This window comes from Enterobacter sp. MF024, from assembly GCF_005843915.1.
In the GTDB taxonomy this organism is placed as follows: Bacteria; Pseudomonadota; Gammaproteobacteria; order Enterobacterales; family Enterobacteriaceae; genus Enterobacter; species Enterobacter barmai.
Map to the genome: position 1 here is coordinate 122114 of NZ_VCBB01000008.1, position 13826 is coordinate 135939.

At 56.2% G+C, this 13826-nt stretch carries 10 protein-coding genes and 1 pseudogene; all 11 read right to left on the minus strand.

Features of this window, described 5'->3' with window-relative positions; all coding sequences use genetic code 11:
- Nucleotides 1–11 precede the first annotated feature (11 nt).
- Entirely contained in the window at nucleotides 12–2477 is a 2466-nt protein-coding gene (bcsB, locus tag FFB58_RS14365; protein WP_138370259.1) for a cellulose biosynthesis cyclic di-GMP-binding regulatory protein BcsB, read from the minus strand.
- Entirely contained in the window at nucleotides 2474–4594 is a 2121-nt protein-coding gene (gene bcsA / locus FFB58_RS14370; protein WP_052246239.1) for a UDP-forming cellulose synthase catalytic subunit, read from the minus strand. The genes bcsB and bcsA overlap by 4 nt, the downstream gene beginning before the upstream one ends.
- 21 nt (nucleotides 4595–4615) lie before the next feature.
- Nucleotides 4616–5422, minus strand: a complete 807-nt coding sequence (gene bcsQ / locus FFB58_RS14375; RefSeq protein ID WP_039031729.1) for a cellulose biosynthesis protein BcsQ — start codon at nucleotides 5420–5422, stop codon at nucleotides 4616–4618.
- A complete protein-coding gene (gene bcsO, locus FFB58_RS14380) occupies nucleotides 5413–6012 on the minus strand; it encodes a cellulose biosynthesis protein BcsO (protein ID WP_138370260.1) in 600 nt (199 codons plus the stop codon). Before bcsO ends, bcsQ begins: the two co-directional genes overlap by 10 nt.
- Before the next feature lie 461 nt (nucleotides 6013–6473).
- Nucleotides 6474–7136, minus strand: coding sequence for a DUF799 domain-containing protein (locus FFB58_RS14385; protein ID WP_138370261.1), 663 nt, complete (start codon nucleotides 7134–7136; stop codon nucleotides 6474–6476).
- Between the two features lie 11 nt (nucleotides 7137–7147).
- Nucleotides 7148–7492 (minus strand): DUF4810 domain-containing protein, encoded by a 345-nt coding sequence (locus FFB58_RS14390; RefSeq protein ID WP_138370262.1) that lies wholly within the window; start codon nucleotides 7490–7492, stop codon nucleotides 7148–7150.
- Between the two features lie 12 nt (nucleotides 7493–7504).
- On the minus strand, nucleotides 7505–8182 hold the full coding sequence (locus FFB58_RS14395; protein WP_138370263.1) for a CsgG/HfaB family protein: 678 nt from the start codon (nucleotides 8180–8182) through the stop codon (nucleotides 7505–7507).
- Nucleotides 8183–8871: 689 nt separating this feature from the next.
- Complete coding sequence (locus tag FFB58_RS14405; protein ID WP_171029963.1) at nucleotides 8872–9168, minus strand: contact-dependent growth inhibition system immunity protein; 297 nt, start codon at nucleotides 9166–9168, stop codon at nucleotides 8872–8874.
- A gap of 724 nt (nucleotides 9169–9892) precedes the next feature.
- Complete coding sequence (locus FFB58_RS22945) at nucleotides 9893–10069, minus strand: hypothetical protein (RefSeq protein WP_286172756.1); 177 nt, start codon at nucleotides 10067–10069, stop codon at nucleotides 9893–9895.
- Between the two features lie 261 nt (nucleotides 10070–10330).
- Nucleotides 10331–10642: an Imm45 family immunity protein gene (imm45, locus tag FFB58_RS14415; RefSeq protein ID WP_138370266.1), complete on the minus strand. Its 312-nt coding sequence runs from the start codon at nucleotides 10640–10642 to the stop codon at nucleotides 10331–10333.
- Nucleotides 10642–13826: pseudogene (locus FFB58_RS14420) on the minus strand (hemagglutinin repeat-containing protein); the annotation flags it as partial. The gene imm45 and the pseudogene FFB58_RS14420, both read right to left, overlap by 1 nt.

The window sequence follows — 13826 nt, forward strand, 5'->3', positions numbered from 1 at the left end:
TGTTACCACCCTTACTCACGATCTGAATCCTGTGGGTTAAGACGTTTATGCGCGCGTTTTTTCAGTAACGAGTAGAGGCTCAGACCAATAATCGTCGCAAACAGCAGGCCAAAAATTGCCAGCATGGCGGAGTGCTGCGTGGCATACCACACCACCATCATGTACCAGGGCATCTGGCCGCTCGGGAACTGCGGGCCGACGCGGAAGCTGCGCACGCCGTTTTCATCGGTGATGATCGCCGTGTCGCCCCTGATCCCGGCGTTAATGCGGGCGGAGTTCAGGTCGTTATGCAGACGCGAAAGCTGCTCGTCGTTGCTGCCAATCGCCATCACCACCAGACGTTGCGGGTTCCACTGGGAGCGGAAGCTGACAAAGCCGCGCCAGGACTCGTTCGACGAGAAGTAGCGGTCGGCATCGACGGCGGTCGTGTTCCAGTTTCCTTCCAGCAGGTTTTGCACTCTGTCCAGCATCTTCGGCTCGCGCACGCCAAAGGTGTGCTCGTTGCTGATAAAGGGTGACTGGGCCAGCAGAGCGCGGTTGAAGGCGGTCTGATTCAGCGAAGAAACCGCCAGCACGTCGCTTTCACCGAGGCGCAGCAGGTTAGCCCCGCCGGACGGCAGACCGAACATCACGCGGTTGTTGTTCAGCGCGGTACCGGTGGCGTTACCGGAGCGGGCGGAGAGATCCAGCAGGGTGCTGATCTCGCTTTCGCTCGGGTTTTCCGGCAGAAGTAATACCGTCTGCGAGAAGTCCGCCAGGCGGGTGAACGGGAACGAAGCCCCCACAAAGTAAGAGAGATTCGGCAGCAGCGTGAAGTGGCGCGAATTGCTCAGATCGATGCTCGACTCTTCGTCGATGCGGCTCTTGATGTTGTTATTGAGCAGTACGCTGCACGGCGCGTTCTCCTGGGTCTGGATGTTGAAATAGAGCTGCAGCTGGTTGTCGCCGTAAATCAGATACGGCTCCAGCGGCATAACAAAGTTCTCCTGACGCGCATCGCCGCCGAGCTTGTGCCACAGCCCTTCCAGCAGGCCCTGTTTGTTGACCGGCAGGTTACGCAGGAAGGTGCCGTTGAAGGTCATCGACAGGTACGAGCGCTGCTCGTCGATCCAGCTTTCGGACGGGAAACGGTAGGCAATTTTCAGCGGAATGGTGTCGCCATCCCACATAAACAGATCCGGCGCGGCGCGGAATGCCAGGGTCAGCGGCTCGTGCCAGATACCGGTCACCGTCAGGCTCTGATCTTTACGCATCAGCTCGCTCAGCAGCACCGGGCGATCGGTGGCGATCCAGCGCGGCGCATCGTAAGGTTTGCTGACCGGGATGTTCTGGGCTTCCACCGGCAGGCTGGTGGTCTGGCCGTTGAACTGGCCGCGGGTCAGACGCCATGCCGCACTCCTGAGCTGTTGCTCGTTATTGCCCACTACCAGCAGCAGCTTGTAGATCGGGTTGGCCGGGTTATCCACCACCTGCAGCATCGCCCCGTTCGAGGCGGGCAGGGTTAAGCCGCCAATCGACTCGCCAGGCTTGCCGAGCAGGATGCCGTTTTTCTCCGGCAGCTGGTCATGCAGGGCATCAAACGAAATCCCGCGGTAGTCCGCTTCGATCCCCAGCCACGAGGCGATCAGCGCCGCCGCCCCCACCTGCTCCGGCAGGGTTTTGGCCGGGAAAGCGAAGGTCAGCGTGGTCGGCGTCATCTGCATTTCGTCGAGGAACGGACGCGGGAAATGGCTCAGATCCGCGCCAATGTTCAGCTGCTGCGCCTCCAGATCGAGCCGCGTGTTCGGCATGATGGTGACCTGGTAGCTGTCGGACAGATCCCGCTGACACAGCAGCGCGTCGCCGTCGTTGATTTTGAAGCTGATGTTGTTGCGTGACACCACCATCGCCGCCGGAATGTCCAGCTGATAGTTGGACACGTTGCTGTCGGCGGAGCCCAGCGGCACCGTGCCCAGCGGCTGGCCGTTGAGCATCAGCTGCAGCGTGGTGTTGCGCGCCGCCATCGCCGGAGAAACCTTCAGGTTCAGCTCCAGCTGGGCATTGGTGATCACCTGGTCCGCCGAAAGGGTAAAGTCGATCCCGCCCTGAAGCTGCCCACCGCTCAGCACCACGCCATTCGGCTGCCCCATCTGGGCGACGGTGATGCTGCTGGTGGTGCCGGGGGTGATCCCCATCGGCACCGGAGAAGCAGGCGCGGCATCTGGTGCCGGGGTCGCAGGCACCGCATCCGGCATCGGGCTGGCAGGCTCTGCGGCCGCCTCAGCCGCAGACGGGGTCTGGAACGCGGGCAGCGTATCGGGAGCTGGCAGTGAAGCCGGCGCCGTGTCCGCAGCGGGCTGCGCCGCCTCCGTCACCGGGGGCGGGAGATCTGTCGGCAGCAGCGATTCCACGGTGGTCGGCTCTTCCGCCGTCACCGGCTGCGCCAGTACGCCAAATATAAACAGCAACTGCAGGGCTTTGCGGGTCATCCCTTTCATACAGCGGTATCCTCGGTGGCGTTATTCCTGCGCCCTGCATCCTCATGGCGTTGACGACGCTTGTTACGACGGTCTTTCCAGGTCAGCCAGAACAGATCAAATACGCTGCGAATAATGATAAACAACGAGCGGAACGGGTTGTCCTGGCGTTTAGGCGGGTTGATCCACGCGTCGGCGCGGGCCAGCACTACGCGCACCAGTTCGCGGCGGCGGTCCAGCGGGATCTCGTCAAACATCAGGCGAATGTACTGCTCATCGTGGGCAATCACATTCACCGGGATGCTGATCGCCCCCGACTGCAGCTGCAGCTCAATCTCTTCGATCTCGTCGGTGAGGTGGCGGTCATCCACCACCGCAATACGGCAGCCGCCCATGGATAAATCCAGGGTATGGCTGCGCGAGGAGATGCCGCTGGCGTAGTGGATCACCACCGGCACGCTGGCATCGATACGGATGGTTTTACGCGTCTGGCGGGTTTCCCGCGCTACGGCGATGGCGGCCAGCAGGAAGATCAGGCTGTAGACGCCCCAGCCGACGTTAAGGGCGATAACCATCGGGTCGACGCTGAAGTAGTCATGGGCGACGGCACGCACGATACCGGCGATCACCCCCGCCGCCAGCAGCACCGCGATAATCAGGTGCGGACGGACAATGCTGAAGTCGAAGTAGCCCACATCCAGCAGCGCGCCTTTATCGGTCACGTTGAACTTGCCGCGTTTCGGGAAGATCAGGGTGATTACCGTCGGCAGCACCAGGTGGAAGGCCAGCACCAGATCATAAATCTCACCCCAGAAGCTGTAGCGGAAGCGCCCGTTGACCCGCGAGTTCACATAGATACAGAGGAACAGGTGCGGCAGCATATAGGCGAAAATCAGGCTCGCCGAGGAGTGGATAATGTTCAGGTTAAACAGCAGGTAAGCCAGCGGCGCGGTAAGAAACGCCACGCGCGGCAAGGCAAACTGGAACGACAGCATGGCGTTGAGATAGCACAGACGCTGCTGCCACTTCAGGCCCCGGCCCAGCAGTGGGTTATCGACGCGTAAAATCTGGGTCATGCCGCGCGCCCAGCGGGTACGCTGGATCACGTGCACCACCAGACGTTCCGTCGCCAGCCCTGCCGCCAGCGGAATATCCAGATAGGCCGACTTCCAGCCCAGGCGCTGCATCTTCAGCGCGGTGTGGGCATCTTCGGTGACGGTTTCTACCGCAAAGCCGCCAATCTCTTCCAGGGCGCTGCGGCGGATCACCGCGCAGGAGCCGCAGAAGAAGGTGGCGTTCCAGTTGTCGTTTCCGCGCTGGATCTGCCCGTAGAATAGCTGGCCTTCGTTAGGAATATCGCGGCCCGCAGAGAGGTTACGCTCGAACGGATCCGGCGAGTAGAAGTAGTGCGGCGTCTGCATCAGCGCCAGCTTCGGATCCTGCAGGAAGGCACCCACCGTCGCCTGCAGGAAGATACGCGTCGCCACGTGGTCGCAGTCAAAGACGCAGATCAGCTCGCCTTTGGTGAGCTTCATGGCGTGGTTGAGGTTGCCCGCTTTGGCGTGGGAGTTATCGTTACGCGTGATGTACCCTACCCCGACGTTGGCGGCAAACACCGCAAACTCGCTGCGCTTGCCGTCATCCAGCAGGTAGATCTTCAGTTTATCCGCCGGATAATCCAGGCACTGCGCCGCCAGCACGGTATCGCGCACCACGTCCAGGCTCTCGTTATACGACGGGATATAGATATCCACCGTCGGCCACTGGGCCATATCATCGGGCAGCGGGACGATCTTGCGCTGTAACGGAAAGAGGTTTTGCAGATAACTTAAAATAATGGTTATCCAGATATAGAGCTCGGCGAGAAATAACCCGATCCCCAGTATGGCCTCTATTTCGGAATTAAAATGCAGCGTCTGCGTGGCCCGAAACCAGATATATCGTGTGGACATTAAAACCGCCACAATCATCATGATTACCGACACGCGGTGGTGTTTGCTAAAACCAAGCAGCATTAGCGCCCCGATGCTGATTAAGCCGAAGATATACTGCTTCTGGCTATCCATCGGGGTAATAATAATAAGCACTGCAATAGGTGCTAAGACCAATAGCAGTAAATAAAACAGCGCCTTTTTCATAGGACGTCCTGGAAATTGTCGTCAGAAACTGGAGGTTCTCAGACTGGCGTGCACGGCGCCGTCACCGACCTGAATACCCAAAATAGCCGCGATACGCTTACTCACCAGCTCGATATCGAACGCCGCCGCCGAGGTGGCGCTGAAATCCAGTATCGACTGCTGTGAGGCATTGGCCTCAGGCACGCTTTCATCCCGGTTGATCACACCAAGCAGGCGATCGCCGAGGCGTTGCTGTAAGAAGGCGGTGACGTCACGGCTGATATGGCGCCGGTTATCACTCTGGTTCACCAGGAAATAGTATCCGGCCTTGTTATCTGGCGGTGCGCCGCCGGTCAGCCGGTGGTTTTCAATGTGGGGCAGCAGCGACAGCGATGCGGTGTCGGCCAGCAGGGTCACGAGGTGCAAATCGGCCAGCGGGGAGATCGCCTTCAGCGCCGGGTTCGGCCCTGGCGGGAAGTCGGCCAGAATAACCAGCCCCGGGTAGCTCAGCAGAGAACTTAACCCGCGCGCGAGGAAATTGCTGTCGCTGGTGAGGTTGTGTTCAAAGATCAGGCGCTGCTCTTCCGTCACTTCGCCATAGGGCAGGACGAACATATTGTTGCCCGCCGTCAGCACCGACTGGCTCCAGTCTGCCGACTCATTGGCACGGGCAACGTAGCCGCGGCCGTCGGACAACGGTACGCCAAAATGCAGACGCAGCGCGTTCTGTACATCGAAGTCAATGGCCAGAACTTTATTGCCGGAACGAGCCAGAGCATAAGCGAGGTTGGCCGTGACCGTGGTTTTCCCTACTCCGCCTTTTGGCGAGCAAATACACACTAACGGCATGAAGCGATTTTCTCCAGGAGCGGTTGTAACGGAAGATCTTTCACCGGATGGCTGGCGCGTTCGGACGTTTTGGTCGCGAACAGCTGTTCAAAGCGCACCGGCTCCGCCGGTTTCGGCGCAGGGACGGCCTCAGCAATGGGCACCACGGGCGCAGGCGTTGCCCGCAGCTCAGCCTGCGGCACCAGGGCTGGCACCTCTTTCACCGGCGGCGGGCTTGTCGGCTCGGGTTTTAGCTGGTCAAAGAACGAAGGTGCAGCCGGGTTAATCGGCGATTGTTCCCCTTTTTCTGCGCTAACGGCATTCATGCTTTGCATGATCGACGGCGCAGCACCCGCGGGCCCGGCCACAGGAGCTTTCGTCAGGCTGGCAAGGGCAACATCCAGTTCACCGGGTTTCACCGCCTGTGGAACAGGAACGGCGACGCTGCCGGCTTTCGCCAGCGCCGAATCGTTATCCACACCTGCCAGCTGGTTGATGATCGCCCAGCCGCTGGCGGAAGCCTGCTTGTTTTGCGCAGACAAGTCCTTGAAATTGATGTCACCGGTGCGCGTTTTATCCTTGAAACGCTGCAAATCATCATAATTTTTCATGGCATTACTCGTGATTCACAAGTCAGTATTTTTTGTTTCCTGCATGACTTTGCCAGGGACAACAGTTTTATGGGAATACGAACATGTAAAGGGGATGAGTGATTAACAACCGTCATAAAGTACTTCCCTTTACGCGTGGTCATATTTGTTTAGTAAATGTTCTAATGCATATTACGTAGAGCTAATACTATGTACAAGCTTATCGACAGATCGCGTAATTTCTCCACTATCCGCCAGCAGAACCCATAACATAAAGATAAAATCTTGCTCTTCGTTATCCCTACAACAGATTAATCCAGCGAAAATATAACATGTGACGTTTAATATCGACAGGTAACTATAAACATGAGTTATGAAAAACAGGATATATCGGTGAGCGCTCCGGGTTAACCGGTGTTTGCGGGCAGGTTAAAAAGAGGGGCAATAAATTAATCCCGGCACAGGGGCCGGGATTGAAGAGGTTACTGAGCAGTCTGCCCGTATTTCGGCGAACGCGGGCCATATAACAAACCCCGCGGCCCTGGGCTAAACAGACGTGCGCTGGCGATGCGGGCAACGTCATAGGCTTTGTCCGTAGCCGAATGCGCAATCTGGGTGATCGCCGCGTTGATTACCATTCCCAGCAGGCCACCGTTGTTATTGGTCTGGCCTTCATTACTTGAAGCCGAGGCAGCGCCTGTCCACAGCTCTTTTCCGGTGCGCAAATCCACCAGACGCGCCGAGGCAATAACCCGCGTATCGCTGCTGATCACCTGGTAAGAGGTACCGTAGTCGGTGATGGTGATATACATCACCGCATCCGCGCCGAAGATATCGTGCAGCTTTTTCAGCGGGATCGCGCTGATGTCGTCAGGATGGGTCGCGCCGTTTTGTTTAAACGTCTCTTCCACCACTGCCACCGGGAACACATAGTAACCGGACTCGGCAAGCGGCTGGGTTACGTTGCTCAAAAAGCCGTGGGTCGCGTTGATGTCCGGCGACTTATTTACTGGCGGCAGCACCAGAATGCTGCGCGGTTTACTTTCTTTAAAAGCGGAATAATCGGCCGGGGGCGTCTTATTGGTTGTGCAACCCGTTACGACCAGCGTCAATGCCAGGGTCAGAAGAGCGGAGATTCCTTTCATTTTACGTTCCGTTATTTTTTCGTGGTGAGGAAATCAATATAAGAAGCCGATTCCGGGTACTGTTTTTTCTCGGCGTTAAATTCGGCCATCGCCAGATCTCTGTTCCCGGTATTGCTGTAGAGCATCCCCAGTTGGGCATGCACGCCAGGCGGCACTGGTTTGCTGCTGGCCTGCGATGCCGTAATCAGTTTCTGCAGTGAGGCGATCTGCTCCTGCGGGCTGGTTTTACTGGTGTAGTAGTCATAAACAATGTCCTGATAATCACCCCAGGTATAGATCTGCTGCGGTGATTTCGTTGCACACCCGGCCAGCAGCAGCACAGCTGCGCCGGAAAGCAGGCTTTTTATCTTTGCCATCATTAATTCCTTTTAATGTGTATTTGACGGGTTCCAGCTGCCATTTTCAGTACCAGCAACCAGGTTATTAACCGCTTCGCGGATCGCGAGATCGAGAACTTTGCCGTTCAGCGTGGCGTCGTAGCTGGCCGTGCCGCCAAAGCCGAGCACTTCACGGTTAGACAGCGTGTATTCACCCGCTCCCTGGGATGAATAAACCACTTCGGAGGTGCTGACGTTAACCACGTTGAGAGCCACTTTCGCATAGGCCACCTGCGACTTGCCGCGCCCCAGAATGCCAAACAGCGCCCTGTCGCCGGTCTCTTTGCGACCAAACTCCGTCACATCACCCGTGATGACGTACGACGCCCCTTTCAACTGCTGACGCTTTCCGCTGATGCCGGACTCGTTTTTAATCTCTTCCATATTTGCGCGATCCAGCACGTTGAAGCGGCCTGTTTGCTGCAGGTGGGTGATCAAAATGGTTTTTGACTGATTACCCAGATGGTCGACGCCATCTGAAAAAATGCCATTCATGTAGCTGGAGCGGTTATCAAATTTCCCGACCGATATCGGGCTGCGCTGTCCCTGCCACGAGGTGTTATAGGTGGCAACTTTCGCCACTTCAACGGACCGGGAGGATTCCGTTGCGCAGCCTGCAAGTAATAACGCGCTTAGGCACAGCGAACCGACTATTCCTTTAGTTATCATGCTATTTAAATTTCCTTATAATAATAAACCGGGCAATTAAAATATAATTCCCTTTCCTGACTCACTTTATTTTTGGTGTAGCAAACGACAAGAGGCTGGTTTTCCCAGCCTACTTACAGTGGATATTTTTAAGGACAATTAAAAACGGGCATTGCGGTATTTATTATGACAGGTAAGAGATTGAAGTGCCGCATGGAAACCGCCTTTTCAGACTATATTGGGGTTTGACGCGTTCCACGCTACTTCAGATGGTTAAGGAGATCTTTCATAAGCCGGGCAGCCTCGTCTTTATACCCTGACGCCCACTGCGCTTCCCAGTTTGCAGGGCAATCCTCTTCTTCCCACTGCCAGCGCGTTGATGATTTTTAGTTCAAACCAGAGCTGCTGGAAGTCGGCTTTGTGCTTTTCGCTTTCAAACAGTTCGTCTGACTGAAAGAGCGTTTCCGCGCAAAGGTTGTGATGTTGGTGAGAGAGGTAACGGCGTGTTCAAGGATTTTGTGTTTCGTGGGAGTTGTCGTGGGATGGCGGTGGTGCTTTGGGGTTTTATTTAGGGGGGAGGTATTTTAGTTTTAGGAGACTGATTTTAATGTTTTTTTAGGTGGGATTGGGGGGCAGTGTGGTGGACGGGTGATCGAAGTGGTGGAAGGTTGGTTGGTAAAAGAAGACTCTGGCGCGGAGGCAGAGATGCATTATTTTATTTGCTTACATATATGCCTAAGCCATTCTTCAGCCGAAGGCCAATCATTAGGGTAATAGTAATTACAATCAATTTCGTTAAGCAGTATGTTTTGTAATTCATTATCTGATAGCGAAAGAGCTAGCAGCCGCTCTATTTCAGATTTCAACTGCAACTGCTCTTCCGCAATCTCAGTAGATTGGTAAGCAGTCAATGTTTTATCTGCATTACCAAATAACACATCAAAATCCTGGTTAAAATAACACTTTAAAAGATATGCTAGTGATGGATATTTTTCTTTAAAATTCATTGAGTTGGATATCTAATAATGATTTTATCGCCACAAGTATTGAAGGGCCTCTTCCTATGATGATTTTAGCATTTGTAGCAAGCGCGGTCGCCCACTATCGCCAAGCCCAACACCCGCAGGTTGTTGTCCGCAATAGCTTTTTTTGATTATGAACCCAGCCACCGGACATTTCCCCCCCAACCTGCGCCAAAACGACAACTGACAGTGACCGATACCCTGGTCACTGTAGAGTTGAGCAAGAAGACGAGTGTTCAAGTCGTTCAAGAGTTGTCAGGTGAAAAGCAGTTCTCGGTACTGTGTGCCTAGATCTTTTTGCTATTGAGAGTAAAAAATTTTTAGCTCTTCCGAATCACGTTCAAGTATTCCGATGTAATGTGAGTACGACCTGGTAAGCTCGAGATATCCACAGATAGAATGAATACCAAAAGCCTCATATAAATCGATATAACCTGCACTTCTTTCAGTAAGGACGCATCCCCACCCATTGGGAATTTCGTTATCTACAACATCAAAAAGGCCTGACGGAACCCACATCGGGCCACCTGAAGATGGGCAAACTAAAAAATCAATTCTGGATGCGTAGAACATTAACCCATAAACCTTATATTGTTGGTCTGGTTGCAAAGGTGAGAAATCAGTTTCATCCGTTTCCCCCATAGTTCTTACATTTTCAGGTAATGATTTCCCTGAAATTGAGCGACATAGCACTAACATTTATAAGGTCCTATTTGAATTTGAAGTCATCAACTTGGCCTGTTTTTGTATTACGAACATAATGCACTTCAACACCATTGATGTATTGAGCCATTTTCACCCAACCATCGGTTCTGGGCCACCTTGGGTCCGTCATAGGTATGGGCAATTGAAGACCTGCTGCAGGATTAGATAATGCCTGCTCCATCGACAACTTCTCTTTTAAAGAGTTTGCCGTGGTTCTGCCCGTTGAACCTCGGCCCAATGGGATAACGCCTTTACCTATTCCACCTCCACCTTTCAGCGGGTCGCCAGCCCGAACCTGCGCCTGAACGATAACAGCCTGGAAGAGGCGGGATTAAGCACCGACACCCCGGTCATGGCCAGTGTGGACAGGGAAGACTGGTGATCGAGCCGGTTAAGGGCTGACGGGTAAAAAAGATCCCGGCGCGGTGGCCGGGATCATTGTTTATTCAATAGGCGTTGCTACATATTCATCAAGGATATGAACATTTTCAACATTACATTCTGGGTAGATCCATTTGGCCCAATTATTAATAATCCATTCGGTACTTAATGCTCTACCTTCGGTTGACATACTTTCGATTGGCAAAGATATCAAAATCAGACCAGCTTTGTGACCAGAAGATACAACTAAGCCATGAGTTTCAAATAAATCTATGACCATAAAATCAACCCATTCTTCATATGGCCAAACAGCAGGTAACCTAAAGACAGATCCTCGCTTAATATATTTATTTTTATAATCAATAAGTTTCATCATTTCACCTTCAGATCATGACCGCCTGACTTATCTATGCTGTTAGGGATTTTTTGCATAGAGAAATCAACTTCGCCTAAATGCTTACCTTTCGGGCTGACAGCCTCAAATCGCCCATGCTGAGTATCAAGTGCATATAAATTGCCATCGACTCCTCGATAGACATCTCGATTATTTAGTTTGGTCAGCTTATTGTCTTTCACCATGCCTTGTTCAACGATAACTTTATTAACCGTTTCTTTTACAATAGCTACTCGTTCTCCTGGTGGAAGCCTAGACAGGCTCGCTTCAAAAGCACCAACTGTATTCCCTGTAGCAATTTTTACAGTTGGATCAACCAATTTCCCAGCCGCAGGTACTTTCTTACCCGGCAACATAATACTTGCCAGCAACCCGCCCGTGGCTTCCAGCGCCGCCTGATTTCCGTCAGCCGCCTGCTTAACCGTATCGGCTACCGCTGACCAGGTTTCACCCTGCATCAGGGCAGTAACGGTGTCCGCCACCGCCTGATTCTTCCCGGCCAGGTCATTCATGGCTTTGCTGCAGTAACTGTCACCCGCAGCGCATGATGCCAGCGCCATTGCTGCATCAGCAGCGTAGTCTGCTGAACCTAATGCCGCGTCTCCCGTATCAGCAAGGCCATTAATAATGGCGTTCGCGATGGCAGACGTTGTACCTTCACCCAGCTTCTCCCTGATCTGATTTTTCAGGGATTCAGCAGCCTGCTTCGCCGCTGCACGGGCCTGGTCTCCGGCCAGCGAGTTATTCTCCGCCGCATTTTTCCCGGCCCCCGCACCCGCTGCCGCTCCCGCCGTGCTGTCACCCGCCAGACCACCCGCCATTCCCGCCGAAATCGTGGCCAGGGCGCTGACCGTCTGCTTCTGCTCCTCGCTCAGCTTCGACAGGTCTTTCACGTCCGGATACAGCACGCCCGCGATGGCTTTCGCCGCAAGCTCACCCGCTGCGGCGCCCGCGGCACCTGCTGCGGCGCTGTTCCCCTGCAGGGCTGCGACTGCCCCGCCCAGAATGGCGTGGGCAATGGCTTTGCCCGCGACGTCATCCTCACTGAGACCCGACCTGTGGCCGATGGCATACGCCAGCTCCGGGGCCGCTGCACCTGCCAGCGCCCCGGCGATATTCCCGCCCGCAAGTCCCTGCAGCGCCGCCGTGGCCGCCTGAATACCCCGCTGGATAGTGCTGCCGGTGCCGTACTTCTCCATGGCCGCCTTGTATTCGGACGTCTCACGCAGCGCCTTCTGATAGTCAGCTTTATCCTTCTCTGTGGCCCCCGGCCCCGGCTCGTATTTGCCCTCTTTCGCCAGCTTGTCCCGGGCCGCATTCAGACCGGTGATTTCCCCCTGGGTCCGGGCGATATCGGCCGCCTGCGCACCAATTTCAAGGATCAGCTGCGCTGCCTGCAGCCGCTTCTGCTCCTTCTCCTTGTCGAAGATCGGGCTGATGCTGCCGTTGGCATGCTCCGTGTCGCGGCTCAGGTCCGCCACGTCCTGCTGCTGGTTTGCGGTATCGCGGACGGTGATCGTCCCCTCGCTCACCGCTGCCCGGGTGGTGCCTTGCGCATGGCCGCTGCTGCCCAGCCCGGCAATCAGGCCGTTCGCCATGTTCCCGGCAAACTGCTGCCCGATATTGCCCCCGGAGCTGATCCCCGCCCCCTGGTGTCCGGTCCTGAAGTCCGCCCGGTTGTGGATATCGCTGAAGCCCAGCGTGCCGGTGTCGAGGCGGTTTTTCTCCGCCTCCGCCGTCGAGGCAATCGCCCCGCCGTCCAGCTGCGTGTGGTTCCCCACCGTCACGTCAAAGCCGCCCTTCCCGGCGAAGATCCCGCTCTGCTCCTGCACCGAGTTGTAGTCGCTGGCGATTTTGTCCCGGCTGGCGCTGATGCTCCCGGAGAATCCGCCCGCCCCGAAGGTGTACCCCACCCCGCCGCTGACGCTGCCCTGCTTACTGTTGTAGTGGTCGCTGTCCTGCGTACTGGCAATGGTCAGGTCGCGCCCGATATCCGCCTTCACGGCTTCGCCGCTCACCTGCGCCCCGGCCAGCGTGGTATCGCGACCGCTGTTAATCGTGAGCTGACGGCCCGCGTCCACCGTGGTCTCGTTCTGCCGGACCCCGTTGCCCTTCTCGTGCCCTTTGCTGCTGCTGGCGTTCGCCGAGATGCTGATGCCCGTCCCGCCGGAGCCCGCTCCCAGCCCGACGCCCACGCTGCCGCCGCTGCTGCTGTTTTTACCCGTCGTCTGCTGGGTGTCCTGCGAGGCATGCAGGTTCACGTCCCGGGCCGCATCAAGCAGTACGTCCTTACCGGCCTTAACCTGGCTGCCCGCCACGGTGATGTCGCTCCCGGTGGCCTTAATCGTGACGTTGCTGCCCGCGTTCAGGCTGCTGCCCGCCGATGTTTCGCTCTGCATGTGCGAGGAGGATGTTGACGACTGCGACCCCAGCGAGGCGTTGATGCCCACTGTGTTGGTGTTGCCGCTGTCAGAGGCCCCCTTCGCCTGGTCCATCGCCACTGCCTGGTCGGACTGCACCAGGGACAACGCCGCCTTCGTCGCCTTCAGGGCCGCCAGCCGGTCGTCGCTCTCGTTTGCCGCATCCCGCGCCGTGGTGACCGCGCTGTTCAGCGCGCTTCCCGCCGTGCCGGACAGGGCCACCGTCAGGCCGCTGCTCTTCTGCTCGTACTTCTCATCGCGGGTACGTCTGTCGTGGCCCGGTTCAATCACCACGCTGTCGCCCTGAACCGCAATATCCTTCCGGGCGATGATATCCGCCCCGGCGATATGCGCCTGCTTCCCTGCCGTGATGCTGACGTCCCCGCCCGTCGAGCCGACGGTGCTGAAGCTCCCGCTCTGGGTGGTGCCCTGCTCGCGCAGGTCGTGGGTGGATTTGCTGCTGCCGACGGTGAAGCCGATGCCGCCGGTGCCCATCAGGCCGGATTTTTTGGTCTCCTTGAAGCGCCAGGAGGTGTCGGTGTTGGTGGCCGCCACGATGTCGACGTTGTTCGCCGCCGACAATGCAACGTCACCGTCGCCCGCCACCGCCGAGCCTTTCAACAGCAGGTTGTTGCCCGCCTGCACCGTCACGTTATCGCCGCTCAGCAGGGAACCTTTCTCCCGCGTCGCGCTGTCTTCCTGAATGGTGTGTTTTTACTCAAGAAGCCACCGCTGGAAACGGT

Coding starts and splice junctions, on each gene's coding strand:
- bcsB (WP_138370259.1), bottom strand. CDS start 2,477: ATGAAAGGGATGACCCGCAAAGCCCTGCAGTTGCTGTTTATATTTGGC.
- bcsA (WP_052246239.1), bottom strand. CDS start 4,594: ATGAAAAAGGCGCTGTTTTATTTACTGCTATTGGTCTTAGCACCTATT.
- bcsQ (WP_039031729.1), bottom strand. CDS start 5,422: ATGCCGTTAGTGTGTATTTGCTCGCCAAAAGGCGGAGTAGGGAAAACC.
- bcsO (WP_138370260.1), bottom strand. CDS start 6,012: ATGAAAAATTATGATGATTTGCAGCGTTTCAAGGATAAAACGCGCACC.
- FFB58_RS14385 (WP_138370261.1), bottom strand. CDS start 7,136: ATGAAAGGAATCTCCGCTCTTCTGACCCTGGCATTGACGCTGGTCGTA.
- FFB58_RS14390 (WP_138370262.1), bottom strand. CDS start 7,492: ATGGCAAAGATAAAAAGCCTGCTTTCCGGCGCAGCTGTGCTGCTGCTG.
- FFB58_RS14395 (WP_138370263.1), bottom strand. CDS start 8,182: ATGATAACTAAAGGAATAGTCGGTTCGCTGTGCCTAAGCGCGTTATTA.
- FFB58_RS14405 (WP_171029963.1), bottom strand. CDS start 9,168: ATGAATTTTAAAGAAAAATATCCATCACTAGCATATCTTTTAAAGTGT.
- FFB58_RS22945 (WP_286172756.1), bottom strand. CDS start 10,069: ATGGAGCAGGCATTATCTAATCCTGCAGCAGGTCTTCAATTGCCCATA.
- imm45 (WP_138370266.1), bottom strand. CDS start 10,642: ATGAAACTTATTGATTATAAAAATAAATATATTAAGCGAGGATCTGTC.